The sequence below is a fragment of the Agromyces sp. NPDC056965 genome (genome assembly GCF_042673425.1).
Lineage (GTDB): Bacteria > Actinomycetota > Actinomycetes > Actinomycetales > Microbacteriaceae > Agromyces.
Genome location: NZ_JBHURI010000022.1, coordinates 26,650 through 52,533, shown reverse-complemented (window position 1 = coordinate 52,533; position 25,884 = coordinate 26,650). Strand labels below are relative to the sequence as shown.

19 protein-coding genes are annotated in these 25,884 nt (G+C 70.4%); 17 read left to right on the top strand and 2 right to left on the bottom strand.

Going from position 1 to position 25,884, the window contains the following annotated elements; genetic code table 11:
- The 11 genes from ACFTQE_RS07835 to ACFTQE_RS07785 all read left to right on the top strand — a co-directional run.
- The coding region (locus ACFTQE_RS07835) for an Ig-like domain-containing protein (protein ID WP_376924514.1) at positions 1-4,943 on the top strand (4,943 nt) is incomplete at its 5' end.
- 43 nt (positions 4,944-4,986) lie between these two features.
- Positions 4,987-5,955, top strand: a complete 969-nt coding sequence (locus ACFTQE_RS07830) for an AAA family ATPase (protein WP_376924513.1) — start codon at positions 4,987-4,989, stop codon at positions 5,953-5,955.
- Entirely contained in the window at positions 5,952-7,319 is a 1,368-nt protein-coding gene (locus ACFTQE_RS07825; RefSeq protein WP_376924512.1) for a DUF58 domain-containing protein, read from the top strand. The genes ACFTQE_RS07830 and ACFTQE_RS07825 overlap by 4 nt, the downstream gene beginning before the upstream one ends.
- On the top strand, positions 7,316-9,823 hold the full coding sequence (locus ACFTQE_RS07820; RefSeq protein WP_376924511.1) for a transglutaminase domain-containing protein: 2,508 nt from the start codon (positions 7,316-7,318) through the stop codon (positions 9,821-9,823). Before ACFTQE_RS07825 ends, ACFTQE_RS07820 begins: the two co-directional genes overlap by 4 nt.
- A gap of 43 nt (positions 9,824-9,866) precedes the next feature.
- Entirely contained in the window at positions 9,867-10,367 is a 501-nt protein-coding gene (locus tag ACFTQE_RS07815; RefSeq protein WP_376924510.1) for an FHA domain-containing protein, read from the top strand.
- Positions 10,368-10,528: 161 nt separating this feature from the next.
- A complete protein-coding gene (gene leuC, locus ACFTQE_RS07810) occupies positions 10,529-11,992 on the top strand; it encodes a 3-isopropylmalate dehydratase large subunit (RefSeq protein WP_376924509.1) in 1,464 nt (487 codons plus the stop codon).
- A gap of 2 nt (positions 11,993-11,994) precedes the next feature.
- Positions 11,995-12,615, top strand: a complete 621-nt coding sequence (leuD, locus tag ACFTQE_RS07805) for a 3-isopropylmalate dehydratase small subunit (RefSeq protein ID WP_376924508.1) — start codon at positions 11,995-11,997, stop codon at positions 12,613-12,615.
- The gene (gene murA / locus ACFTQE_RS07800) at positions 12,612-13,979 is read left to right on the top strand and encodes a UDP-N-acetylglucosamine 1-carboxyvinyltransferase (RefSeq protein ID WP_376924507.1); all 1,368 of its coding nucleotides are present in this window, start codon (positions 12,612-12,614) and stop codon (positions 13,977-13,979) included. The genes leuD and murA overlap by 4 nt, the downstream gene beginning before the upstream one ends.
- Positions 13,980-14,019: 40 nt before the next feature.
- Positions 14,020-14,763: a lysophospholipid acyltransferase family protein gene (locus ACFTQE_RS07795; RefSeq protein ID WP_376924506.1), complete on the top strand. Its 744-nt coding sequence runs from the start codon at positions 14,020-14,022 to the stop codon at positions 14,761-14,763.
- Positions 14,753-15,901, top strand: a complete 1,149-nt coding sequence (locus ACFTQE_RS07790) for an NAD(P)H-dependent glycerol-3-phosphate dehydrogenase (RefSeq protein ID WP_376924505.1) — start codon at positions 14,753-14,755, stop codon at positions 15,899-15,901. The genes ACFTQE_RS07795 and ACFTQE_RS07790 overlap by 11 nt, the downstream gene beginning before the upstream one ends.
- Positions 15,801-16,889, top strand: a complete 1,089-nt coding sequence (locus ACFTQE_RS07785; RefSeq protein WP_376924504.1) for a D-alanine--D-alanine ligase family protein — start codon at positions 15,801-15,803, stop codon at positions 16,887-16,889. Before ACFTQE_RS07790 ends, ACFTQE_RS07785 begins: the two co-directional genes overlap by 101 nt.
- 79 nt (positions 16,890-16,968) lie before the next feature.
- On the opposite strand, the gene ACFTQE_RS07780 is transcribed toward ACFTQE_RS07785, so the two are convergent.
- Entirely contained in the window at positions 16,969-17,499 is a 531-nt protein-coding gene (locus ACFTQE_RS07780) for a DUF3515 domain-containing protein (protein ID WP_376924503.1), read from the bottom strand.
- 210 nt (positions 17,500-17,709) lie between these two features.
- Here ACFTQE_RS07780 and ACFTQE_RS07775 point away from each other — a divergent pair, with 210 nt between their 5' ends.
- Together ACFTQE_RS07775 and thiL are read left to right on the top strand one after the other, a co-directional pair.
- Positions 17,710-19,440 carry a substrate-binding domain-containing protein gene (locus ACFTQE_RS07775; protein WP_376924502.1) on the top strand — a complete coding sequence of 577 codons (1,731 nt, stop codon included), beginning with the start codon at positions 17,710-17,712 and terminating at the stop codon, positions 19,438-19,440.
- A gap of 25 nt (positions 19,441-19,465) precedes the next feature.
- The gene (gene thiL, locus ACFTQE_RS07770; RefSeq protein WP_376924501.1) at positions 19,466-20,476 is read left to right on the top strand and encodes a thiamine-phosphate kinase; all 1,011 of its coding nucleotides are present in this window, start codon (positions 19,466-19,468) and stop codon (positions 20,474-20,476) included.
- Here thiL and ACFTQE_RS07765 read toward each other — a convergent pair.
- Positions 20,446-21,039, bottom strand: coding sequence for an RsmD family RNA methyltransferase (locus ACFTQE_RS07765; RefSeq protein ID WP_376924500.1), 594 nt, complete (start codon positions 21,037-21,039; stop codon positions 20,446-20,448). The two genes, thiL and ACFTQE_RS07765, sit on opposite strands and share 31 nt — an antisense overlap.
- Positions 21,040-21,298: 259 nt before the next feature.
- Here ACFTQE_RS07765 and ACFTQE_RS07760 point away from each other — a divergent pair, with 259 nt between their 5' ends.
- Genes ACFTQE_RS07760 through ACFTQE_RS07745 form a run of 4 tightly spaced genes read left to right on the top strand, consistent with a single transcriptional unit; the run spans position 21,299 to position 25,883 of the window.
- Positions 21,299-22,105 (top strand): tetratricopeptide repeat protein, encoded by an 807-nt coding sequence (locus ACFTQE_RS07760; protein ID WP_376924499.1) that lies wholly within the window; start codon positions 21,299-21,301, stop codon positions 22,103-22,105.
- Positions 22,102-24,339 (top strand): ATP-dependent DNA helicase RecG, encoded by a 2,238-nt coding sequence (locus ACFTQE_RS07755; protein WP_376924498.1) that lies wholly within the window; start codon positions 22,102-22,104, stop codon positions 24,337-24,339. Before ACFTQE_RS07760 ends, ACFTQE_RS07755 begins: the two co-directional genes overlap by 4 nt.
- Positions 24,340-24,390: 51 nt before the next feature.
- Positions 24,391-24,882 carry a pantetheine-phosphate adenylyltransferase gene (gene coaD, locus ACFTQE_RS07750; protein ID WP_375833841.1) on the top strand — a complete coding sequence of 164 codons (492 nt, stop codon included), beginning with the start codon at positions 24,391-24,393 and terminating at the stop codon, positions 24,880-24,882.
- A 26-nt stretch (positions 24,883-24,908) separates the two neighbouring features.
- On the top strand, positions 24,909-25,883 hold the full coding sequence (locus tag ACFTQE_RS07745) for an AAA family ATPase (protein ID WP_376924516.1): 975 nt from the start codon (positions 24,909-24,911) through the stop codon (positions 25,881-25,883).
- Position 25,884: the final 1 nt, after the last annotated feature.

Genomic DNA, 25,884 nt, shown 5'->3' with positions numbered 1-25,884 from the left:
GCGGCGAGACGCTCGCGATCCTCTCGCCGAAGGGCGAGCTCTGGGTCACGGGCGCGGCGGGCGAGCTGCAGTTGAACCCGGCAGACACGGAGCCGATCGCCCAGCTCGGCAAGGATTCCCACGTCGCCGTGTCGAAGGGCGGCGTGGTCTTCGCGAGTTCCGCAGAAGACGACGAACTCGTGAAGGTCGAATCGCCGGGCGCCGACCCTGAGCTGAGCGATCTGCCGGCGATCGGTGAGCACCAGTTGTCGGTGGTGGGCGATGAGCCGGTGGTGCTCGACACCGACGAGAACGTCCTCGTCATCGATGGCGCCGCGAGGAAGCTCGAGAAGAAGGCGCTCAAGATCCAGCAGGTCGGCGTCGAGACCGACTCGGTGCTGCTCGCCACTGGGGACTCGTTGCTGAATGTGCCGCTCAGCGGCGGCGACGTCGACGTCATCTCCGCCGACATCGACGCCCCTGTGTCCGCGGTGGATGTCTCGAGCCCCGTCTGGCTCGATGGCTGCGCCCACGGGGCATGGGCGGGCGTCGGTCGCTACGTCAACGCGTGCGACGGGCAGAAGCCGGTCGTGCAGCCGATCGATCAGGTCACGACAGGCTCGCGACTCGAGTTCCGGGTGAACCGCAGCGTCATCGCCCTGAACAACCTGTCGAACGGCAACGTGTGGCTCGTCGACTCCAACATGCGTCTCGTCGACAACTGGGACGAGGTGACGCCGCCCGACGAGACCGACGCCGAAGAGGGCGATGAGAAGGCCTCCCAGCAGACGTTCGAAGACACACTGGCCGAGCGCAGCGAGACCAACCGTCCGCCCACCGCGCGCGACGACGACTTCGGCGTCCGCCCCGGCCGCACCACGGTGCTCGAGATCCTCGAGAACGATACCGACCCCGACGGCGACGTGCTCACCGCGACGAACATCAGCGAGATCTCGGAGCAATCGGGCCGTCTCGAGGTCATCGACGGGGGTCGTGCCCTGCAGTTCACCCCGGCTCAAGGGGCCGCGGGCACGATCTCGTTCCAGTACACCGCCGACGACGGCAGGCTCGGTGTCGCGCAGGCGCATGTCGACGTGACGATCCGCCCGATGGCCGAGAACAACGCCCCGGTCGCGATTCGTTCGGGTGCGGTCAGCGTCGAGCAGGGCAAGTCGATGGGCTACAACGTGCTCGCCGACTGGGTCGACCCCGACGGCGACGACGTCTTCCTCGTGAGTGCCTCGCCCACGAGCGGTGATTCCGTGCGGTTCGCGCCCGACGGCTTCGTCACCTTCGAGCACAAGACCGGAGAACTCGGCACGAAGGAGGTGCAGTTCGTCGTCTCCGACGGCACGCTCACCTCGGCCGGGGTGCTCACCGTCGACGTCAAGGAGCCGGGCGCGCTGAACCCCGTCGGAACCCCCGACTTCGCCGAGGTCTTCGCCGGTGAGACGGTGATGATCGAACCGCTCGTCAACGACCTCAGTCCGTCGGGGGAGCCGCTGGCGTTGCTCGGCGTCGAGCAGACGTCGACGGCTGCATCCGTCTCGCCGAATCTCGAGCGCGGCGCGATCGCGTTCTCGTCCGACAATGTCGGAAGTCACATCTTCCTCTACAACCTGGGAGCCGGTGCGGCGACGAGCGTCGGGCTCATCCGCGTCGACGTGAAAGAGGTCCCGGGGGAGTCACCACCGCCGATCGCGGTGAAGGACACGGCGTTCCTCCGTCCCGGCGAGCCGACGACATTGGCGATGCTCACCAACGACGTGTCGCCGAGCGGGCGTGTGCTCGCCGTGCAGACCGTCGACACCGAGGCATCCGGCGACCTGCTCTCGGTCGAGGTGCTGAACAACACGGTCGCGCGCATCACGGCGTCCGAGGCGATCACCCAGCAGCTCCAGTTCGAGTACACGGTCTCCGACGGCATCGCGAGTTCGACGAGCACCGTGACCGTGGTGCCCGTGCCGCCGCTCGTGAAGCACCAGCCGCCCGTCGCGACGGATGACGCGGTGACGGTGCGCGCCGGCGACATCGTCACCGTGCCGGTGCTCGACAACGACTACCACCCCGATGCGGCACCGCTCACGCTCGATGCCGAGCTCGTCGACGTCAGCGGAGCCGGCGGTCTCGTCTTCACCGCCGACGACACCGTGCGCTATCAGGCGCCGAGTGAGCCCGGCGTCTACACCGCCTCCTACCGGGTCTTCGACGACTACGAGCAATCCGCCTCAGCGGTCGTGCGCTTCACGGTCGTCGGCCCCGATGCGAAGGGCAACCGGGCGCCGTTGCCGTTGCCGCTGACCTCGCGCACCTTCGAGGGCACCGCGGTCAAGATCGACGTTCCTCTCGACGGCATCGATCCCGACGGCGACTCCGTCACGCTCGTCGGCATCACGACCCCGCCCTCGCTCGGCAAGATCGTCGACATCGGCAGCACGCACATCAGCTACGAGGCCTACGCGGGGTCGGCGGGTACCGAGTCGTTCACCTACGAGGTGGCCGACACGGCGGGCAAGTCGGCGACGGGCACGATCCGCATCGGCGTGATCCCTCGGCCCGCCGAAGCACTCCCGCCGAACGCCGTCGACGATGTCGTCGAACTGCGCCCGGGTCGCCGTGCGGCGATCGACGTGCTCGCGAACGATTCCGACCCGAGCGGATACCCGATCAAGGTGCAGAAGAAGCTGCCCGAGGTCGGCGAGGGCCTCACGGCGAGCGTGAAGAACAACCGGGTGCTCGTCGAGGCGCCCGACTTCGAGGGCGGCAACTCGGTCCGCTACGAGATCACGAACGGCCACGGCGGCGCCGACGGAGCCTTCATCCAGGTACTCGTGACCGAAGACGCGAAGATCGAGCCGCCGATCGCGCACGACCAGATCATCGAGCCGAAGCAGGTGGCCGACAAGAGCTCAGTCACGGTCGACCCGCTGAACGATGCGCAGAACCCCGGCGGTCTGGTCGAGGACCTCGTGGTGACCGTCGAGGGCCCGAACTCCGAGAACGCCGAGGTGATGACCGACGGCACCGTCAAGGTGAAGCCGACCTCGAAGCGGCAGGCGATCGCCTTCCGACTCACGAACGAGGTCGACGAGCTCACGGCGATGGCGTTCATCATCGTGCCGCCGAGCACCGATCCCGACGATGCGGGGAAGGAAGAGGAAGAGACGTTCCCGCCGCCCTACCTCGCGGAACTCGGCCCGCAGATCGTCCGCATGAACGGCACCATCTCGTGGAGCGTGGGCGACATCGTGATCGTCCCGTCGGGCAAGCCCGCGCGCATCCTCTCAGCGACGTCGACGAACGGTGACGGCGGGTCGCCGATGACCGACGCCTCCACCCTGACCTACAAGCCGGCCAAGGACTTCCGGGGTCAGTCCGCGGTGACCTTCGAGGTCACCGACGGCGAGAGCGCGAGCGATCCGAAGGGCCGCAAGGCATTCCTGACGATCCCCGTCACCGTCGGCGACCCGAACTTCGAAGACGTACCGCCGACGTTCACGCCGCGCGCAGTGAAGGTCGAGGCCGGCGAGCCCCCGCAGCAGATCGACCTGCGGCAGTCGAGCGGCCACCCGAGCGACAAGGTGCTGCAGGAACTCTCGTACAACGGACTGCAAGGGCAGAACGCCGATTTCACGGCCGGGATCAGCGGTTCGACACTGACCGTGGGTTCCCCGCTCGGCGTGCAGCCTGGCACGAAGACGACGCTCACGTTCACGGTCGACTACAAGGAGTTCTCGGTGCCGGGCTCGATCGACGTCGAGGTCGTGAGCTCGTCGCGGCCGAAGGCGCAGGCGCGCGATGACGGACCCGAGGAGATGCTGCGCAGTCAGTCCAAGACGATCGACGTGTTGGCCAACGACATCAACCCGTTCGAAGCCGAGGGCACTCCGCTGCGCGTCGTCGACGCTCAGATCGACCAGGCGTCGGTCGGATCGACGGCGAGCGTGTCCTTCACGGCGACCGGCATCACAGCGAAGACGGGTCCCGCGTTCACCGGTGAGCTCAGCATCGTCTACCGGGTGCAGGACGGCACGAAGGACCCGGCACGCGAGGTGCAAGGTCGCGTCACCGTGATCGTGCGCGCTGCCCCTGACGCACCTGCCGCCCCGCACGCCACCGCGGGCGACGCAACGGCCTCGGTGCGATGGCAGACGCCGGCGACCAACAACTCGCCGATTCTCGACTACACCGTGAGCTGGTCGGGCGGCAGCAGGACATTCCCGGTCAGCGCTGCCGGCACGTACCAGGAGATCCCGAATCTGACGAACGGGCAGGCCTATTCGTTCACCGTCACCGCGAGGAACAAGATCGGCAGCTCGACGGCATCATCGGGCAGCAACACCGTCACTCCCTACGGAACGCCGAGCCAGCCGCGAAGCGTGGTGATCCGGAAGGGTGGCGACGCGCCGACGACGTTGACCATGGACTGGAACGCCCCCTCGGTCACCGGCGGGGGTTCGATCCACTACGAGTGGCGTCTGAACGGCGGAGGCTGGCAGAGGGCGAACGGCACCTCGGCTTCATCAGGCAGCGCCGGCGCCGGCACGTGGACCGTCGACGTGAGGGCCGTCAATGAAGGCAGCGGCAAACCGGGCCCCATCGACAGCGCATCCGTCGTCGTCAACAACCCACCGCCACCGCAGCCCTCCGGATCGATCGGCAAGGGCCCGAGTATCGGCTGCCAGAGCGGCGGAGGCGGGTGCGCCGAGGTGCGCATCACCTGGAATAATCTCGACCCGGGAAACTACAGGGTCTATGCGCTGGCCGGCGGCTCCGCCGTGGGTTCCTACAAGGGCACGTACAACAATCTCGGTGCGAGCGGACAGCTCCAATTGCAGAATCACCTCGGAATCCGCAACGACACCATCGCCGTACGGTTCGAAGACATCGGCGGCGGCACGTCGGTGACATTGGGTGCGATCAGCGGTGCTCAATGGAACGCCATCCCTTACAACACATGGTGACCCCGTGCCACCAACACAGCCCGAACACCTCAGAGGAGCAGACATGGCAGTGACACAGGAACAGGCGGACTGGTTCTCCGACGCCTTCGCGAAGCTCGTCGACAACGTCGACCAGGCGATCCTCGGCAAGCGCGAAGTCATCCGGCTCGTCGTGACGGCATTGCTCAGCGACGGCCACGTGCTGCTCGAAGACGTACCGGGCACCGGCAAGACGGTGCTCGCCAAGGCGCTCGCCAACACGCTCGACGGTTCGAACTCGCGCATCCAGTTCACCCCCGACCTGCTGCCGTCGGACGTCACGGGCGTGACGATCTACGACCAGGGCAAGGGCGTCTTCGAGTTCCACAAGGGCCCGATCTTCGCCTCGATCGTGCTCGCGGACGAGATCAACCGAGCGAGTCCGAAGACGCAGTCGGCGCTCCTCGAGGTCATGGAGGAAGGACGCGTCACGGTCGACGGCGTGAGCCACGACGTCGGTCGTCCGTTCATGGTCATCGCGACGCAGAACCCCGTCGAGCAGGCGGGCACCTACACGCTTCCCGAGGCGCAGCTCGACCGCTTCCTGATCAAGACCTCGCTCGGCTACCCCGACCACAACACCGCGGTCGCACTGCTCCTCGACTCGTCGAACCGCGCTCGCGCATCGAAGGTCGCGCCGATCATCGCCCCCGGCTCCGTCGCGGCGATGGCCCAGCTGGCCTCCGAGGTGTTCGTCGACGCATCCGTGCTCGCGTACCTCAATCACATCGTGACCGCGACGCGCTCGCACAAGGACTCGACCCTCGGCGTCAGCATGCGCGGCGCACTCGCGCTCGCGCGAGCCGTCAAGACATGGGCGCTGTCGCAGGGCCGCACCTACGTGACGCCCGACGACGTGCGCGAGCTCGCGGTGCCCGTTCTCGCGCACCGCATCATCGTCGACCCCGAGTCGGACTTCGCCGGAGTGACGGCCGAAGACATCGTGAGCCGAGTGCTGGTCGACGTCGAACCGCCCGCGTACCGCGCGGCATGACGAATTCCACCGCACCCGAACGCCCGGCGGCCCCTCTGCGCGACGGTGTGACGGGTACCGTCACGCCCGAACGCCCGGATGCCGCTCCGCGCGTGCCCTCGCAGGCCGCCATCGCCCTGCGGGGCCTGTGGCGCGCCGTCGCGGGCGGCGTGCGGAACGCGCTGCGGCTCTCGGGGCAGGCGCTCGGGCGCGTGTTCGGGTTCGCCGCGCCGGTCACGAGCGTGGTCTCCCCGCTCGGCTGGATCGTGCTGGCCGGCGCCGTGGTGTCGTTCGCACTCAGCCGTATCTTCGGGTGGATCGAGTTCGGGTTCGTCGGCGCGACGCTCGCCGCGGCCCTGCTCGTGGCGGTCGCGTTCGTCTTCGGACGCGCGAACTTCAGCGTGCACATCGAGCTGAATCCGCACCGCGTCGTCGCCGGCGAGCGGGCGCTCGGTCGCATGCTCGTGACGAACGTCGCCGCGAAGCCCTCGATCCCGTCTCGCATGGAGCTGCCGGTCGGCGGCGCCGTCGCCGAGTTCGTCGTTCCGGTGCTCGCACCGGGCGCCGAGCACGACGAGCTCTTCGCCGTGCCGACCCATCGTCGCGCGGTCATCGTGGCCGGTCCCGCGATCACGGTGCGCGGCGACCAGCTCGGGCTGCTTCGACGCACCGTGCGATGGACCGATGAGGTCGAGCTCTTCGTGCACCCCGTGACGGCGCGGCTGGCGCCGAGCGCCTCCGGCCTGGTTCGCGACCTCGAGGGCGAGGTCACGAAGACGATCACGAACGACGACATCTCCTTCCACGCCCTGCGTTCGTACGAGCCGGGCGACGCCCTGCGAAACGTGCACTGGCGCACATCGGCGCGCACCGGCCAGCTGATGGTCCGCCAGTTCGAGGAGACGCGTCGCTCGCAGCTCACGATCGTGCACACGACCGATCGCGCCGCCTACGCCTCCGAAGACGAGTTCGAACTCGCCATCTCCATCACCGCGTCGATCGGAGTCCAGGTCGTGCGCGACGGAACCAGGATGAGCATCGTGAGCGAGCGGATGCCGCTCTCCACCGCCACCCCGACGTCGCTGCTCGACGACACCTCGCGTCTGGTCGAGACCTCGGGCGACCACGCGAACCTGCGAGACTTCGCAAGGGACGCGACGAAGCGTCTCCCGCCGCCGAGCGTGGTCATGATCGTCGGCGGCTCGCAGGTGCCGCTCGCCGACTTCCGCGCGGCCGAGACCGTCTTCGGCCTCGACACGCAGACCATCGGATTCCGTGCCGAGTTCGGTGCGCCGTCGCGCATCGCGAAGGTCTCCGGGCTCACGGTCGTCACGATCGGTGCGATCGGCGACCTGCCCCGGGTCATGCGGAGGGTGCGGCCGTGACCGATTCGACGACACCTGTGCAGCCCGCCCCCGCGGCTCCCGCCGCGCAGTCCGCCACACGGCCGTTCCCGGCGCGGGCATGGCCCGACGTGGCGATCATCTCCGTCCTGTCCCTGCTCGGCGTGATCGGCTACGAGACCTCGTTCGGCGACTACAACTTCCTGGTCGCCGGCATCGGCGGCCTCGTCGTGGGCACCGCGTTCGGCGTGCTCGGCTACGTGCTCCGGCTCGGCGTCGTCACCAACGTGCTGGCCGCGCTCCTCGGCTACTTCCTCTTCGGCAGTGCGCTGACGATGCCCGCCCAGTCGTTGTTCGGCGTGGTGCCGAGCCTCGAGACGCTCGCGGGGCTCGCACTCGGCGCCGTCTGGGGCTGGGCGGACATCGTCACCCTCCAGACTCCGGTCGAGGCCCCGTACTACATCCCCGTCGTGCCGTACTTCGCGACGTGGCTCGTCGCGCTGGTCGGCACGATGCTCGCGAGCCGCTGGCTCGTGGTGCGCCGGTCGCCGCTCCGCTCGAGCGTGCTGCTCATCGGCCCGGCGCTGCTCTTCCTCTCCGGCATCCTGCTCGGCACCGATGAGACCTATTTCGCGGGTGTCCGCGGCGTCGCGTTCGCCGCGATCGCGCTCATCTGGCTCGGCTGGCGGCGGAGCGCGGCTCCCGCTGCAAGCGATGCCGGTGCGAACCGGCTGCGGCATCGCAAGCTCGCCGGAACCGGCATGCTCGTCACCGGTGCGGTGCTCGTCGGCGCCCTCGCCGGCACGGCGCTCGCTCCGACGCAGCCCGATCGCTTCGTGCTTCGCGAGGAGATCACGCCGCCGTTCGATCCGCTCGCGTTCCCGAGCCCGCTCGCGGGATTCCGCTCGTATACGAAGGACCTCGCCGACACGCCGATCTTCACGGCGACCGGACTCGAGCCGGGCGACGTGATCCGGCTCGCGAGCATGGACTCGTACGACGGCCGGCTCTGGAACGTCGCCGGGCCCGATGACATGGCCTCGTCCGACGGCGGCTTCGAGCTCGTCGGCGAGACGCTGCCGCTGCCCGAACTCATGCGCGCGGGCGGCGACCGCACGGCGGAGATCGAGATCGCCGGCTACGACGACGTCTGGCTGCCGGGAGTCGGGTATCCGACACGACTGCGCTTCGACGACGCCGAGAGCGTCGCCGGGGCGGGCGACCTGCGCTACAACCCGTCGACCGGCACCGCGGTGCTGACGAGCGGGGTCGGCGAAGGCTACCGGTACACGATCGACGCCACGCTGCAGAAGGGCATCGACGACGACGACCTCGTCGACACGCCCGCGGCTCAGATCGACCTCGCTCCGGTGGAGAACACACCCGATGTCGTCGTCGCGAAGGCGCAAGAGTTCGCCGGTGGTGCGGAGAGCCCCATCGAGCAGCTGCGGGCGATCGAGACGGCGTTGAAGACCCAGGGATTCCTGAGTCACGGCCTCGCCTCCGACTCCGTGCCCTCGCGCGCCGGGCACGGCGCCGACCGAATGATCGAGCTGTTCACGCGGAGCCAGATGGTCGGCGACGAGGAGCAGTACGCCTCGGCCATGGCCCTCATGGCCAGGTACCTGGGGTACCCGGCGCGAGTGGTCATGGGCTTCGCACCGCAGATCGGCGACGACTCGGAGTCCGTCGAGGTCGTCGGCGACGATGTCACGGCCTGGGTCGAGGTCGCGTTCGAAGATGTCGGCTGGGTCTCCTTCCACCCGACCCCCGACGAGACCGACATCCCGCAGGACCAGACGCCGAAGCCGAAGTCGGAGCCGCAGCCCCAGGTGCGACAGCCCCCGCGGAGCGACAACGAGGACGAGGACCTGCTCACCGCGGTCGAGATCGACGACAGCGACGACGAGAAGAAGAATCAGCCGTTCGCCATCCCGTTGTGGGCGTGGGTCGCGGCGGGGGTGGTCGGCATCCCGCTGCTCCTGTTCTTCGGAGCGATGCTCGCGATCGCCGCGGTCAAGGCGCGGCGTCGGCAGCGGCGACGGAATAGGGGATCCGGGGACCGCCGCGTCGCCGGAGCCTGGGACGAGATGACCGACGAGTTCGCAGAGCTCGGCTTCGACGTGCCTCGCGCCGGGAGCCGCCGACAGGTGGCCGCGGTGATCGAGCGTCAATTGCGCGAGCAGGGACTCGGCGACGCCCGGGGAACGCACACCGACACCGGCCCGGTGCGGGTCGTCCGTGCCGACGGGCCCGCGAGCGGCATCCGGGTGATGCCGTTGGCGGATGCCACCGACCGGGCGGTCTTCGGCGGACAGGAGATCGAGCAGTCGGTCGTCGACGAGAGCTGGAGCGCAGCCCTCGAGTCCGTCGGACTCGCGCGCGCGGCATCCGGTCGCCTCAGGCGGCTGTTCAGCCGTTTCCGCATCCGTTCGAAGCGCGACTGGGCGAAGGTGGACATCTCCGGAGCTGCGCCGACCAAGCCGCCGAAGACGGCCGGGCGAGCGAAGTCCGGCGGCGAGGCCGCAGCACCCGCAACGGGATGACGCGGGGCTGCGCCGCCGCCGCGGGCTCGCCTAGAGTGGAGCCGTGGAGCACGAGGGGTTCATCGTTCCGCCTCCGGGGTTGATACCAGACACGGTCGAGGCGCCGCCGCGGCCTGCGCCCGCCGTGGCGCCGGCCGCCTTCCCGACGTTCACGCCGGTGGCGCCCGGGACGCCGCCGCAGCCGGTCGTGCCCGAGGCGCAGGCCGTGCCGCACGGGCCGTGGATCCTCTCGCTCGACGACGGACAGCGGTTCCAGGTCGGCGGGTCGCTCGTGCTCGGCCGCGATCCCGCACCCGTGCCGGTGCGCCCGCACGCGGTGCTGGTCCCCGTCGTCGACGCCGCGAAGTCGGTGTCGAAGACCCACGCGATCGTCGACCTCGAGGGCGCGGAGCTCTCCGTCACCGACCTGCACTCGACGAACGGCGTGCTCGTGACCGATGCGCACGGCGTCGAGCGCGACCTCGATCCGGGTGAGCGCGTCGTGCTCTCGCCGGGCGATCGGTTCGAACTCGGCACCTTCGCGGTGCGCGTCGAGCGCGCCTGAGCGTTCGGTGTCATCTGGCAGGGCCGACGTTTCCGAGGTGTTAGCCTGAAGCTGTGCGCGCACGACTTCTCCTTCGTTGCCGCGGCGGGGCTTCGTTCTGAGGCCTTCCCCGCCGCGGAGTCTGTCGTCGGCTGACCCCTGGACCTGAGGAAGACGAACGCATGAACGCAGCACCCACGAACGACGCTGTCGCGGCGACTGATCGCCCGCGCACCCTGGCCGAGAAGGTGTGGAACGCCCACCTGGTCAAGCAGGGCGAAGACGGCACGCCCGACCTGATCTACATCGACCTGCACCTCGTGCACGAGGTGACGAGCCCGCAGGCCTTCGACGGCCTGCGAATGGCGGGTCGCCCGGTGCGCCGGCCCGACCTGACGATCGCGACCGAGGACCACAACACCCCGACGCTCGACATCGACAAGCCGATCGCCGACCTGACGAGCCGCACGCAGATCGAGACGCTGCGCCGCAACGCCGCGGAGTTCGGAATCCGCCTGCACTCGCTCGGCGACAAGGAGCAGGGCATCGTGCACGTCGTGGGCCCGCAGCTCGGCCTGACGCAGCCGGGCATCACGGTGGTCTGCGGCGACTCGCACACCTCGACGCACGGCGCGTTCGGCGCCATGGCGTTCGGCATCGGCACGAGCGAGGTCGAGCACGTGCTCGCCACGCAGACCCTGCCGCTGAAGCCCTTCAAGACCATGGCGATCAACGTCGAGGGCAGCCTGCGCCCGGGAGTGACGGCGAAGGACATCATCCTCGCGGTCATCGCCAAGATCGGCACGGGCGGCGGCCAGGGGTACGTGCTCGAGTACCGCGGCAGCGCGATCCGCGCGCTCTCGATGGACGGCCGCATGACGATCTGCAACATGTCGATCGAGGCGGGTGCGCGCGCCGGAATGGTGGCGCCGGATGCCACGACGTACGAGTACCTCGAAGGCCGCGACCACGCACCGTCGGGCGCCGACTGGGGCGACGCCGTCGCCTACTGGGACACGCTCGCGACCGATGACGGCGCCGAGTTCGACGCCGAGGTGTTCATCGACGCCGACACGCTCGAGCCCTTCGTGACCTGGGGCACGAACCCCGGCCAGGGCGTCTCGCTCTCCGAGACCGTGCCCGACCCCGCGGCGATCGACGACCAGCACGAGCGGGCCGCCGCCGAACGCGCCCTCGAGTACATGGCGCTCGAGCCCGGCACGCCGCTGAAGGAGATCGCGGTCGACGCCGTCTTCATGGGCTCGTGCACCAACAGCCGCATCGAAGACCTGCGGGCCTTCGCCTCGATCATCAAGGGCAAGCAGAAGGCCGAGGGCGTGCGCGTCATGGTCGTGCCCGGTTCGGCTCGCGTCCGGCTCGAGGCCGAGGCGGAGGGGCTCGACAAGGTCTTCACCGACTTCGGCGCCGAATGGCGCTTCGCCGGCTGCTCGATGTGCCTCGGCATGAACCCCGACCAGCTGGCACCGGGCGAGCGCTGCGCCTCGACCTCCAACCGCAACTTCGAGGGGCGCCAGGGCAAGGGCGGCCGCACGCACCTCGTGTCGCCGCTCGTCGCCGCCGCCACCGCCATCCGCGGCACGCTGTCGAGCCCGTGGGATCTGCAGACCGAAGGGGAGGGGCACTGATCATGGAGAAGATCACCGCCGTCACCGGCACCGCGGCGCCGCTGCGCCGTTCGAACGTCGACACCGACCAGATCATTCCGGCCGTCTTCCTCAAGCGGGTCACGAAGACCGGATTCGACGACGCCCTCTTCTACGCCTGGCGACAGGACCCCGACTTCGTGCTCAACCGTCCCGAGCACCAGGGCGTGAAGGTGCTGATCGCCGGCCCCGACTTCGGCACCGGCTCGAGCCGCGAGCACGCCGTGTGGGCGCTGCGCGACTTCGGCTTCGACGTCGTGATCAGCTCGCGGTTCGGCGACATCTTCCGGGGCAATGCCGGCAAGCAGGGGCTGCTCGCCGCGCAGGTCGCCTATGAAGACGTCGAGCGGCTCTGGGAGGTCGTCGAGGCCGATCCGGGAATAGCGGTGACGGTCGATCTGGTTGAGCGAACAGTGACCGTAGGGTCGCTGAAGGTGCCGTTCGAGATCGACGACTACACTCGGTGGAGGCTGCTCGAGGGGCTCGATGACATCGGGCTCACCCTCAGAGATGAAGCAGCAATCGCCGAGTTCGAGTCTCATCGAGAGTCGTGGCGGCCGAAGACGCTCCCCATCCGGGAGCCGGCGGAATCAGGGAGTCTGTGAACACACTCGGGCAAGATGCCAAGAACCATGGAACGGCAGTCGGGTTGAACGTCGACAAGATCACGATCAACGGTGGCAAGCCGCTCCGCGGTCGCATCGAGTTGAAGGGCGCGAAGAACCTCGTCACGAAGGCGATGGTCGCGGCCATCCTCGGCGACACTCCGAGCGTGCTGAAGGACGTTCCGAACATCAGCGATGTCCGGATCGTCCGCGGCCTGCTCGAAGTGCACGGTGTGAGCGTGACGCAGGGTGTCGAGGGCGAGCTCATCCTCGACCCCTCGGCGGTCGAGACCGCGCACATGGCCGACATCGACGCGCACGCGGGTTCCAGCCGCATCCCGATCCTGTTCTGCGGCCCGCTGCTGCACCGGCTCGGCGAGGCGTTCATCCCCGACCTCGGCGGGTGCCGCATCGGCGACCGTCCGATCGACTACCACCTCGAGGTGCTGCGCAACTTCGGCGCCATCGTCGAGAAGCTGCCGAGCGGCATCCGCATGTCGGCGCCCGGCGGCCTGCACGGCGCCAAGGTCTCGCTGCCCTACCCGAGCGTCGGGGCGACCGAGCAGGTGCTGCTGACCGCCGTGCTCGCCGACGGCATCACCGAGCTCTCGGGCGCGGCGATCGAGCCCGAGATCATGGATCTCATCAACATCCTGCAGAAGATGGGCGCCATCATCACGGTCGACACCGACCGGGTCATCCGCATCGAGGGCGTCGAGAAGCTCGACGGCTACACGCACCGCGCGCTCTTCGACCGCAACGAGGCCGCGAGCTGGGCCGCTGCGGCGCTCGCGACCGAGGGCGACATCTTCGTCGGCGGCGCGCGCCAGCCCGAGATGCTCACCTTCCTCAACGTCTTCCGCAAGGTCGGCGGCGCCTTCGAGATCGAAGAGGACGGCATCCGCTTCTTCCACCCCGGTGGCGAGCTGAAGCCCGTGATCATCGAGACCGACGTGCACCCGGGCTTCATGACCGACTGGCAGCAGCCGCTCGTGGTCGCCCTCGCCAAGGCGAAGGGCGTCTCCATCGTGCACGAGACCGTCTACGAGCAGCGGTTCGGCTTCGTCGACGCGCTCGTCGAGATGGGCGCATCGATCGACGTGCACAAGGAGTGCCTCGGCTCGGCGGCCTGCCGCTTCGGGCAGCGCAACTTCAAGCACTCGGCGATCATCTCGGGCCCCACGAAGCTCACGGGCGCCGACATCGAGGTGCCCGACCTCCGCGGCGGCTTCAGCCACCTCATCGCAGCACTCACGGCCGACGGCCGCTCGACCGTCTCGAACGTCGGGATCATCGCGCGCGGGTACGAGAACTTCATCACGAAGCTGGAGCTCCTCGGGGCGGACTTCGAACTCGAAGGATAATGGGGGAGTGCCACACGACGACACTCCCTCGACGAGCCCCATGACGACACGGTCGGAGACCCGCCGACCGTCGTTCTTCTGGTTGCTCGCCGCCATCGCCCTCCCGCCGCTGAGCCTCGCGGTCCGCTACCGGTTCCACCACAGGGAGCGGATGCCTCAGTCGGGTGCGTTCGTGCTCGCGCCGAACCACTACAGCGAGATCGACCCGCTCGTGATGGGCGCGGCCGTCTGGAAGCTCGGCCGCGCGCCGCGATTCCTCGCGAAGGCGTCGCTCTTCAAGAACCCCGTGCTGGGCTGGCTCCTGCGCACCTCCGGGCAGATCCCGGTCGAGCGCGCGGGCAGCAAGAGCCACCGCGCCCTCCGTGCAGCGGAGGAGCTCGTCGAGAAGGGGCGCATGGTCGTCGTCTACCCCGAGGGCTCGCTCACCCGCGACCCCGACCTGTGGCCGATGCGGGGCAAGACGGGCGCGGTGCGCATCGCGCTCGAGCGCGACATCCCGATCATCCCCGCTGCGCACTGGGGCACGCAGGAGCTCATGCCGCGCTACGGCAAGAAGCTCCACCCGTTCCCGCGCAAGACGATCGACGTCATCATCGGCGAACCGCTCGACCTCAGCGCCTACCGGGGCGGGCCGCTCGACCAGCGCACGCTGCTCGCGGCGACCGGCGAGCTCATGGACGCGATCGCGGAGCTGCTCGCGGAGCTGCGCGGCGAACCGGCACCGGCCGAGCGTTGGGATCCGACGCAGCACGGCCAGAAGGAGACCGGTCGCCTTGAAGACTAGAGTTCTCGCCAAGACCGGCCGCAAGGCAGCAGGCAAGCGCGTCGCCGTCCTCGGCGCCGGCAGCTGGGGCACGACGTTCGCGAAGATCCTCGCCGACGGCGGCGCCGACGTCGTGCTGTGGGCGCGGCGCCCCGAGCTCGCACGCGAGATCCAGGAGGCCAAGCGGAACAGCGACTACCTCCCCGGCGTCAACCTACCGCTGGGGCTCCGGGCGACGAGCCGACTCGATCTCGCGCTGGCCGGCGCCGAGCAGGTCTACATCTCGGTGCCGAGCCAATCGCTGCGCGAGAACCTCGCGGTCATCGCGCCGCACCTGCACGCACAGGCATCCGTCGTCTCGCTCATGAAGGGCGTCGAGAAGTCGACCGGCAAGCGCATGAGCGAGGTCATCGCCGAGGTGCTGCGCATCGACCCCGCGCAGATCGCGGTGATCTCGGGCCCGAACCTCGCGCTCGAGATCGCGAAGGAGCAGCCGACGGCCGCCGTCGTCTCGTCGACGAGCCTCGAGACGGCCCAGGCCGTGGCATCCGTCGCCCGCAACCGCTACTTCCGCTCGTTCGTGAACACCGACGTGATCGGCACCGAGTTCGGCGGCGTGCTGAAGAACCTCATCGCCGTCGCGATCGGCATCGTCGACGGCGTCGGCTACGGCGAGAACACGAAGGCGTCGATCATCACGCGCGGCCTCGTCGAGATGACGGACTTCGCGGTCGCATACGGAGCCCACCCCGAGACCCTCGCGGGCCTCGCGGGGCTCGGGGACCTCATCGCGACGAGCCAGTCGCCGCTCTCGCGCAACAACACCGCCGGGCGGCTGCTCGGCCAGGGCTACCACCTGAACGACGTCGTCAATCAGATGCAGCAGACCACCGAGGGGCTCGCATCGGTCGGACCGATCCTCGAACTGGCGCGTGCGATGGGCGTCGACATGCCCATCGTCGAACAGGTTCGGCAGGTGCTCGCGGGCACCCTCGACCCGAAGGACATCGCGCCCCACCTCACGACAGACGACGAGCCGCAGGGCGAAAGGACGATCGATGGACAAGCTCAGAGTGGTTCTGCTGTTCGGAGGGCGTTCCAGCGAGCATTCGATCAGCTGCGCAACGGCGGGCGGGGTGCTCCGGGCGATCGACCGTAGCCGGTACGAGGTGATCCCGGTCGGGATCACCCACGACGGCGCGTTCGTGCTCGAGTCCGACGACCCCGACCGCTTCGCCCTCGACCCGGCCCATCTGCCCGAGGTCGTCGACAACGGCAGCCGGGTGCGCTGGCCCGAGAGCGCGTCGTCGCGCGAGCTCCGAGTGACGGATGCTTCGGGCGAGCGCTCGCTCGGCGACGTCGACGTGGTCTTCCCGATCCTGCACGGCCGCTTCGGCGAAGACGGCACGGTGCAGGGGCTGCTCGAACTCCTCGGCCTGCCCTACGTCGGCAACGGCGTGCTCGCCTCGTCGATCGGCATGGACAAGCACTTCACGAAGACCGTGCTCGAGGGCGCCGGCATCGCGGTGGCGCCGTGGGTGACCCTCACCCGATCCTCGCTCGACGAGAACCGCGAGCTGTGGGAGCGACGCACCAGGGCGCTCGGCCTTCCCGTGTTCGTGAAGCCCTCACGCGCCGGCTCCTCGGTCGGCGTCACGAAGGTCGCCGACTGGTCGGAGCTCGACGTCGCCCTCGAGACCGCCTTCGCCGAAGACGGCACCGTGCTCGTCGAGGCCGCGGTCGTGGGCCGCGAGATCGAATGCGGCGTGCTCGGCGGCGCCGACGCGTCGGTTCGCGTGAGCGTCGCCGGCGAGGTCGTCGTGACTGGCCGCGAGTTCTACGACTTCGAGGCGAAGTACCTCGACGCCCCCGGCGTCGAGCTGATCTGCCCGGCCGAGCTCGGCGACGGCGAGCTCTTCGAGCTGCAGCGCGTCGCGCGCCACGCGTTCGAGGCGATCGGCGGCGAGGGGCTCGCCCGTGTCGACGTGTTCCTGACCGACGAGGGCTTCGTCGTGAATGAGATCAACACGATGCCGGGCTTCACGCCCATCTCGATGTTCCCGACCTGCTGGCAGCAGTCGGGGCTCGCCTACCCCGACCTGATCGCCGAGCTCATCGACGGCGGGTACGCACGCGGCAGTCGCTGAGCGCGTCCGGCGCCTGCCCGCACCGGGCGCCGGCCACGAGCCCTGCGCCGGGCGCGGCCGTCGCCGTCGCCGTCGAGCGTCAGCCCGACGTGTCGTCGAACGTCTCGTCGAGCGTCGTGCAGCCGCCATCTGCCGGGATCACCGAGACCGCTGACGCGAGTTCGGTGATGACGGTCGTGCCGGAGACGACGTCGTTGTCGACGAGCACCTCGACGGCCGGCGTGCGCCCGTACGTGGTGAACAGGTAGTTCGGCTTCTGCGACTCGTCGATGACCCAGTCGACGCCGTTGACGCTGACGCAGCGATCGGTCGTCGGGCCGGGCGCCTCGGCGCCGCAGCGCAGGATGACGGAGGCCGGTTCGCCCCATGCGCCCGTGCCCTGGGCGTTGGTCTCGCGCTGCTGCTGCTCGGCCTCGGTGTCCTTCGCGAGTGCGTCGGGCAGTCGCACGACGACGGCCGCGCAGGCGGGATCGCTCGCGAGCGGCGCCGTCTCGATCGGCACGGCCTGGCTGCAGCCGGCGAACACGAGCACCGAGGCGGTCACGGCGACGACGGCGGTGAGCGCGCGGATTCCCGGGCGGAGCCGGGTGGGGGCGGGTGAATCAGGCATCCCGATCAGGCTATCGCGACTGCGTCGTCGGAAAGCTGGGCGTCGCCCGTCGAGCGAGCCGCCGGCAACTCGGGAGTGCGACGACCCGCTCCCGGATGTAATGATTGCTTACCAATGCAAGCGGTGCACCCCGCCGTCGAAACCCCTGACGAGCATCGCGGCATTCCCGAGCGCTGACCCCGAGCGCTCACCGCCGAGCAATGGAGCACGATGAGTCGTCGAAGCGAACGCGAGCAGAGCCGGAAACGTCGGCGCCGGACGACCGCGGTCCTCGCCGCGGCGATCGCCGTCATCGCCCTCGTCGGCGGGGTCGGAGCGGTCGGCACCGCCTGGGCGACGGGCGGACTCGACGGCTGGATCGACCCGGTGCCCGAGTGCACGACGCCGGTCGAGTTGACCGTCGTCGCCGATCGGGCGATCGCGGCGACCGTGCAGGCCGTCGCCGCCGAGTACGACGCGACCGAGGCCGCGTGCTCGCGCACCGAGGTGCTCGCCCAGGAGTCCGCCGACACGGCGGCCGTGCTCGCCTCCGGCAACGCGACCGAGGTCGACGCGTGGATCCCCGACTCCCCGGTCTGGCTCGTGCGGATGTCGAGCATGGCGCGTTCGCTCGGGCGCCCGGTGCCCGACATTGCGCTCGAGCGGTCGATCGCGACCAGTCCGGTGGTCTTCGCGGCGCCGGTGAGCAGGGCCGAGGAGTTCGCCGGTCGTGAGCTCAGCTGGAAGGGCCTGCTGAACGACGAGTTCCCGGCGCTGCTGCCCGATCCCGAGGCGTCCTCGGCGAGCCTGAACGCGCTCCAGTCGCTCGAGAGCCGGGCCGACATCACGCAGCCGAGGCAGTTCCAGAACGCGATGTTCCGGTTGAACGGCGAGGTTCCGGCGAATGCGGATGCCGCGTTCGCCGCGCTCAGCGTCAACGCGCCGGGGTCCGTGGCGATCGCGAGCGAGCAGCAGCTCGCGCTGCACAACCGCAAGGTGGGCGCCGAGCCGCTGCTCGCGCTCTACCCGAGCGACGGCAGCCTCGCCCTCAGCTATCCGTTCCTGCGCCTGCTCGACGAGAGCGAGCTCGCGAAGCACCTGCGCGACGGCGAGCCCGACGAGTCCGACGCCCAGGCGGTCGAGCTCGCGAGCCGCGCCCACGAGCTCGGCGCGCTGAAGATCGCGCTCTGGAAGGCGAAGGACCGCTTCGCGACCGACGGGTTCCGCGACGGCCGAGGCGGCGGCGAGCTCGAACAGGACGGCGTGGTCGAGGCGCCCGTCGAGGTGAGTTCGGCCGCGGCATCCGCTCAGGTGGCGATCCTGCGCACCTGGGGCGTCGTGAGCGTGCGCTCGCGCATCCTGACGGTCATCGACCTGTCGGGATCCATGGAGGAGCCGACCGTGTCGGGGCAGCGTCGCATCGACGTGCTGCAGCAGGCGGCCGCGACGACGCTCGCCCAGTTCTCGGGCCAGGTCGACCTCGGCGTCTGGGGCTTCTCGACGCTGCGCGCCGGTGAGCAGGACTGGGAGTCGCTCGCGCCGATCGACCGGCTCTCGAACGACGCGCACAAGCAGCTCGTGACCGACGTGATCGCGTCGTTGCCGGCGCGCCTCGGCGGCGCCACCGGCCTCTACGACACGACGCTCGCGGCCGTGCAGAGCGTGCGCGAGCAGTACGACCCCGAGAAGGTCAATTCGGTGCTGCTCCTGACCGATGGCCGCAACGAGGACGAGAACGGCATCTCGGGGGAGCAGCTGCTCGCCGAGCTCGCCGCGCTGAACGATCCGGCCCGGCCCGTGCCGGTGACGCTCGTCGGCATCGGGCCCGACACCGATCTCGACGCCATGCGGCGGATCGCCGAGGCGACGGGCGGCGCCGCATACTCGGCCGCCCGCCCCGAGGACCTGAGCGTGGTGCTGACCGACGCGCTCTCGCAGCGGGCCTGCCGGCCCAACTGCTGAGGGCGGGGACGCTAGCGTGAAGGGCATGCACGAGCCCGAGCGCGCCGCCCCCGCAGCCCAGCACCGAACCGTCGGCGAACTCGGCGAGGACGCCGCACTGGCGCTCATCCTGCCGCGGCTGCGTCCGGCGCAGGCGGCACTGCTCGGCCCCGGCGACGATGCCGCCGTGGTCGCCGCGGCCGACGGGCGGTTCGTCGTGACGACCGACCTCATGGTGCACGGCCCCGACTTCCGGCTCGCCTGGTCGACGCCGTTCGAGCTCGGCTGGAAGGCCGCGGCCACCAACCTGACGGATGTCGCGGCGATGGGAGCCCGGCCGACCGCACTCGTCGTCGCCATCGCGGCCCCGCCGGCGCTCGACGCCTCGGTGCTCGAGGGCATCGCCGACGGGCTCCGCGAGTGCCTCGCCGCCCTCGCGCCGGGCGCCGGGGTCGTCGGCGGCGACCTCACCGCCTCCGCGGTGCTGACGATCGCCGTGACGGCGTTCGGCGACCTCGAGGGGCGGCCGCCGGTGACCCGCAGCGGCGCCCGCCCGGGCGACGTCGTCGCCCATGCCGGTGCTCGGGGCGACGCCGCCCGTGGTCTCGCCCTGCTCTTCGACGAGGCGACGGATGCCTCGGGCGAACCCGATCCCGACGCGGCCGACGCCCTGCGCGCCCGCCACCCCGGCCTCATCGCCGCGCAGTTGGCGCCGTCGCCCCCCGTCTCCGCCGGAGTCGCGGCCGCCGTCGCCGGAGCGACGTCGATGCTGGACGTGTCCGACGGGCTCGCCCGCGACGCGCGTCGCATCGCCCAGTCGAGCGGCGTCGGCATCGACTTCTCGGCCGCGGCGCTCGGGCCCGACACGCGGCTCGCCCTCGCGGGCGGCGAGGACCACGGCCTGCTCGCGACGTTCCAGGCGGGCACGCTCCTGCCCGAACCGTTCGAACGCATCGGGCACGTGACCGATGCCGCGGGCCGGCTCTTCGTCGACGGCGTCGCGATCGACTCGGCCGGGTGGGATCCCTACTCGGGCTGGGACGGCCGCACGGGCTGAGCCGTGGTGGCCCACCAGAGCGTCGTCTCGCCGTAGTCGCGGCGACGTTCGGGCTCGATGCCGTCGGGCCATGCGGGCTCGGGGGAGCGGGAGCTCCGTTCGACCATCACCACGGCATCGGGCGCCAGCAGCGGCGCGAGCAACTCGAGGTCGCGCGCGAGCGCGGCCTCGTCGAGGTCGTACGGCGGGTCGATGAAGGCGAGGTCGACACCGGCCGCGGCGGTCTCGAGGTAGGCGGCCACCGGGCGCACGGCCACCCGGAGGTGCGGTCGATGCCCGCCTCTCGCCGCCTTCAGCAGGGCATCGGCATTGGCGCGGCACACCTCGGCGGCGGGCTTGGCGCGTTCGACGAGCACGACATCGGTCGCGCCGCGGCTCGCGGCTTCGAGTCCGAGCGCGCCCGAACCCGCGTACAGGTCGAGCACGCGTGCGCCGTCGAGGGCATCTCGCGCCTCGAGCGCGGAGAAGATCGCCTCGCGCACGCGGTCGCTCGTGGGACGGGTGCCGGAACGCGGCACCCGGAGGGTGAGTGAGCCGGCGAATCCGGCGATGATGCGGGTCATGCTCAGGCGAGCATAACGGGCGACCTCTCGGCGCTGCCATGAGGGGCTCTCGGCGCTGCCGTGATGCATGGATGCGCGGCATGCTCGGCCGACCTCTCGGCGCTGCCATGATGCATGGATGCGCGGCATGCTCGGCCGACCTCTCGGCGCTGCCGTGATGCATGGATGCGCGGCATGCTCGGCCGACCTCTCGGCGCTGCCGTGATGCATGGATGCGCGGCATGCTCGGCCGACGTCCGCGCGCTGCCATGATGGGAGGGTGGATGACTCGACCGACCAGGTGCCCGCCGAACCGTCCCGACACCGCGGCGCCGAACAGCAGATGATCGACCGACTCTGGGACTTCGGGGACCCGGCAGCCAGCGAGGAACGGTTCAGGGAGGCCGCCGACGACGACGGCAACTCCGCGCACCTGCGCGCCGTCATGGCGACGCAGCTCGCACGGGCGCTCGGCATCCAGGGCCGGATCGACGAGGCGCTGGCCGTGCTCGACGACGTGGCGGCGGGCGTTCCCGCCGGTGACGGCGGCAAGGACGCCGCAGAGCTCCGGGCACGTGTGGCGATCGAGCGGGGCCGGCTCGCGGCATCCGCCGGGCGCCCTGCCGACGCGGTGCCCGAGCTGACTCGCGGCGTGCGCGAGGCGGCGCTCGCCGGATCGACCTTCCTCGTGCTCGACGCCCTGCACATGCTCGCGCTGAACGACGCCGGACACGAGGAGGAGTGGGCGGCCGAGGGGTTCGACGTGCTCGACGGGGTGCGGGACGCACGCCAGCTGCGCTGGGGCGTCGCCCTGCACAACAACCTCGGCTGGACCATGCACGACGGCGGCAGGGCCGAGGCTGCGCTCTCGCACTTCGAGCAGGCCGTCGTGGCCGCCGACAGCTACGGCACGGCCGAGCAGCGACACGTCGCCCGCTGGTCGGTCGCGAGGTGCCTGCGCAGCCTCGGACGCACCGACGAGGCCCTCGCGATGCAGCAGGAGCTCGCCGCCGCCCGTCCGAACGACCCGTACGTGCAGGCGGAGCTCGCCGCGCTGACGGAGGCGGAGCCTACGATCGAGCCATGACCGAGGGGCGCGAAGCGACGACGGGCGGCGAGATCGCACCCGGCTCGTTCACCCTCGATTCCCGCCTGTCGGGTGCGCTCGGCGGCCGCACGGCCCAGGCGTTCGAGCGCGGCTTCGGCCACCGCACCGTCGGCGACCTCCTCGCCCACTACCCGCGGCGCTACGCCATGCGAGGCGAGCTCACCGCGCTCGCGACGCTGCCGCTCGACGAGAACATCACGATCATCGCCGAGGTGATCGAGGTCGGCGAACGGTCGATGCGCGCCCGCCGCGGGTCGATCGTCGAGGCGAAGATCACCGACGGCACGGGCGTGCTCACGCTCACGTTCTTCAACCAGCGCTGGCGCGCCGCCGACCTGCGGCCGGGCCGACGCGGCATCTTCGCCGGCAAGGTGAGCGACTACAAGGGTCAGCGACAGCTCGCCCACCCCGACTACGAGCTCTTCGACGACGCCACGCCGCTCGAGGCGGGTGATGCGGCGGCCAAGCGGTGGGCCGAAGCCCCGATCCCGATCTACCCCGCGACGAGCACGCTCGCGAGCTGGCAGATCGCGAAGGCCGTCGAACTCGTGCTCGACGGCCTCGCCCCGCTCGACGACCCGTTGCCCGCCTCGGTGCGTGCGGCGAAGTCGCTCCTCGCCCACCGCGAGGCGCTCGAACTCGTGCACCGGCCCGTTCGCGACGGCGACTGGAAGCGGGCCCGCGGCACGCTGCGCTTCACCGAGGCCTTCGTGCTGCAGACCGCACTGCTCGAGCGCCGCGCCGAACTCCGCACGCACACGACCGTCGCGCGAACGCCGGTGCCCGGCGGCCTGCTCGAGCGGTTCGACGCCGCGCTGCCGTTCACGCTCACGGGCGACCAGGTCGACGTGGGCGGCGAGATCGCGCACGACCTCGGCGAGCCCGTGCCGATGAACCGGCTCGTGCAGGGCGAGGTCGGCTCGGGCAAGACCGTCGTCGCGCTCCGTGCGATGCTCGCCGTCGCCGACTCCGGCGGTCAATCGGCGCTCCTGGCGCCGACCGAGGTGCTCGCCGGCCAGCACCTGCGTTCGATCGCGAAGATGCTCGGCCCCGACCTGGCGGCCGAGCTCATGCCGACCCTCCTCACGGGTCAACTGCCCCTCGCCGAGCGCAAGAAGGCCCTCCTTCGCGCTGCAGCGGGCCAGTCCCGCATCGTCGTGGGCACGCATGCGCTGCTCGGAGACAACGTCTCGTTCGCCGATCTCGGCCTCGTCGTCGTCGACGAGCAGCACCGCTTCGGCGTCGAGCAGCGCGAGGCGCTGCGGTTGAAGGGGCAGAGCCCTCCGCACGTGCTCGTGCTCACGGCGACGCCGATCCCGCGCACCGTCGCGATGACGGTGTTCGGCGACCTCGACGTGTCGACGATCCGCGAGCTCCCCGCCGGCCGCGCGGGCATCACCTCCCAGGTGGTGCCGCTCGCGATCAGGCCGACCTGGCGTCCGCGCATCTGGGAGCGGCTCGCCGAAGAGCTCGCGCTCGGTCGGCAGGCGTTCGTCGTATGCCCCGCCATCGAGGCGAAGGTCGTCGAAGACGAGGGCCCGGCGGGCGCGACGGGGGTCGTGTCGACCGACGGCGAGGGCCAGGCGGATGCCGCGGCGCCCGTGGCATCCGTCGTCGCCGTGCTCGCGGAGCTGCGCGCCCATCCGCGCTTCGCCGAGACGCGAATCGCGCCGCTGCACGGTCGAATGTCGGCCGACGAGAAGGACGCGGCGATGCGCGCGTTCTCGGCCGGCGAGATCGACGTGCTCGTCGCGACCACGGTCATCGAGGTCGGCGTCGACGTGCCGAACGCGAGCGCCATGGTCGTGGTCGACGCCGACCGGTTCGGCGTCTCGCAGCTGCACCAGCTTCGCGGCAGGGTCGGCCGGGGCTCGGTGCCGGGCCTCTGCCTGCTCGTGACCTCCGCCGTGCCCGGGTCGCTCGCCCTGCAGCGCGTCGAGGCCGTCGCGGCGACCCTCGACGGCTTCGAGCTCGCCCAGGCCGACCTCGAGCTGCGGCAGGAGGGCGACGTGCTCGGCGCCGTGCAGTCGGGCGGGCGCTCGTCGTTGAAGCTGCTGAAGGTCGCCCGCGACGGCGACCTCATCGCCGAGGCGCGCGAGATGGCGCACGAGGTGCTCGAGGGCGGCGACGGACTCGCATCGCATCCCGCGCTCGCGGCCGCGGTGCGCCGCCGTCTCGACGAGGAGACGAGCGGGTACCTGAGCAAGGGCTGAGACTCTCCACAGCCCCTCGCGCGAGGCTTCGCGGGCAGTACGCTGTTGCGTATGCAGCGGATCGCCGTCGTCCCAGGATCGTTCGACCCCGTCACGCTCGGCCATCTCGACGTCATCGAGCGGGCGGCGGGGCTCTACGACGAGTTGCACGTCGTCGTCGTGCACAACCCCGACAAGTCCGCCCTCCTGCCGATCGCGCAGCGGGTCTCGCTCATCGAGCGATCGATCGCCGAAGCCGGCATCCGTGGGCGCATCGTCGTGGCGTCGTGGAGCATGGGGCTCCTCGTCGACTACTGCACCGACGTCGGCGCCTCCGTGCTCGTGAAGGGCGTGCGCTCGCAGCTCGACGTCGCGTACGAGACGCCCATGGCGATCGTCAACCGCCACCTCGCGGGGGTCGAGACCGTGTTCCTCCTGCCCGACCCGGCGAACGCCCACGTCTCGAGCTCGCTCGTGCGACAGGTGTCGGCGCTCGGCGGCGACGTCGCACCCTACGTGCCGACCGCGGTGGCCGAATACCTCCAGGCGGCGATGACGCCATGACCGAGACCACCGCCGTCGCGGCGCAGATGGGCATCGACGAGGTCGGTGCACGCGCGGCCGCCATCGTGCAGAACGTCGAGGCGGTCATCGCGGGCAAGCGCGAGGCCGTCACGAGCGCACTCACCGTGCTGCTCGCCGAGGGCCACCTCCTCATCGAAGACGTGCCGGGCGTCGGCAAGACGATGCTCGCCAAGACCCTGGCCCGCTCGGTCGACGCGACCGTCAGCCGCATCCAGTTCACGCCCGACCTGCTGCCGAGCGACGTCACCGGCGTTTCGGTCTTCGACCAGGCGAGCCGGCGATTCGAGTTCAAGCGCGGGCCGGTGTTCGCCAACATCGTGATCGGCGACGAGATCAACCGGGCGAGCCCGAAGACCCAGTCGGCCCTGCTCGAGTGCATGGAGGAGCGCCAGGTCACCGCCGACGGCACGACCTACCGCCTCGAGCCGCCGTTCACCGTCATGGCCACGCAGAATCCCGTCGAGATGGAAGGCACGTATCCACTGCCAGAGGCCCAGCGCGACCGGTTCATGGCGCGCATCTCGATGGGCTACCCCTCATCGGCCGACGAGCTGGCGATGCTCTCCACGCGAGAGACGTCGAGTCCGCTCGACACGCTCCAGCCCGTCGTCGACCTCGACGAGCTCCGCGGCATGATCGAGGCGGTGCAGCACGTGTTCACGTCGCAGCCCGTCAAGGAGTACGCCGTCGACCTGGCGCGCGCGACGCGCGAAGACCGTCAGCTCCGGCTCGGCGCGAGCCCGCGGGCCACGCTGCAGCTCATTCGCGCGGCGAAGGCGCACGCGGCGATGCACGGCCGCGACTTCGTGCTGCCCGACGACGTCGACGCGCTCGCCGTGCCCGTGCTCGCGCACCGTCTCGTTCCCACGAGTCGTGCGGTCGGGGCGCACGACCGCGACAGCGGGCCGCTCATCGACGCCATCGTGCGCCGCATCGTGGGGGAGACGCCGGTTCCGGTCGGCAGCGCACGAAGGAACTGAC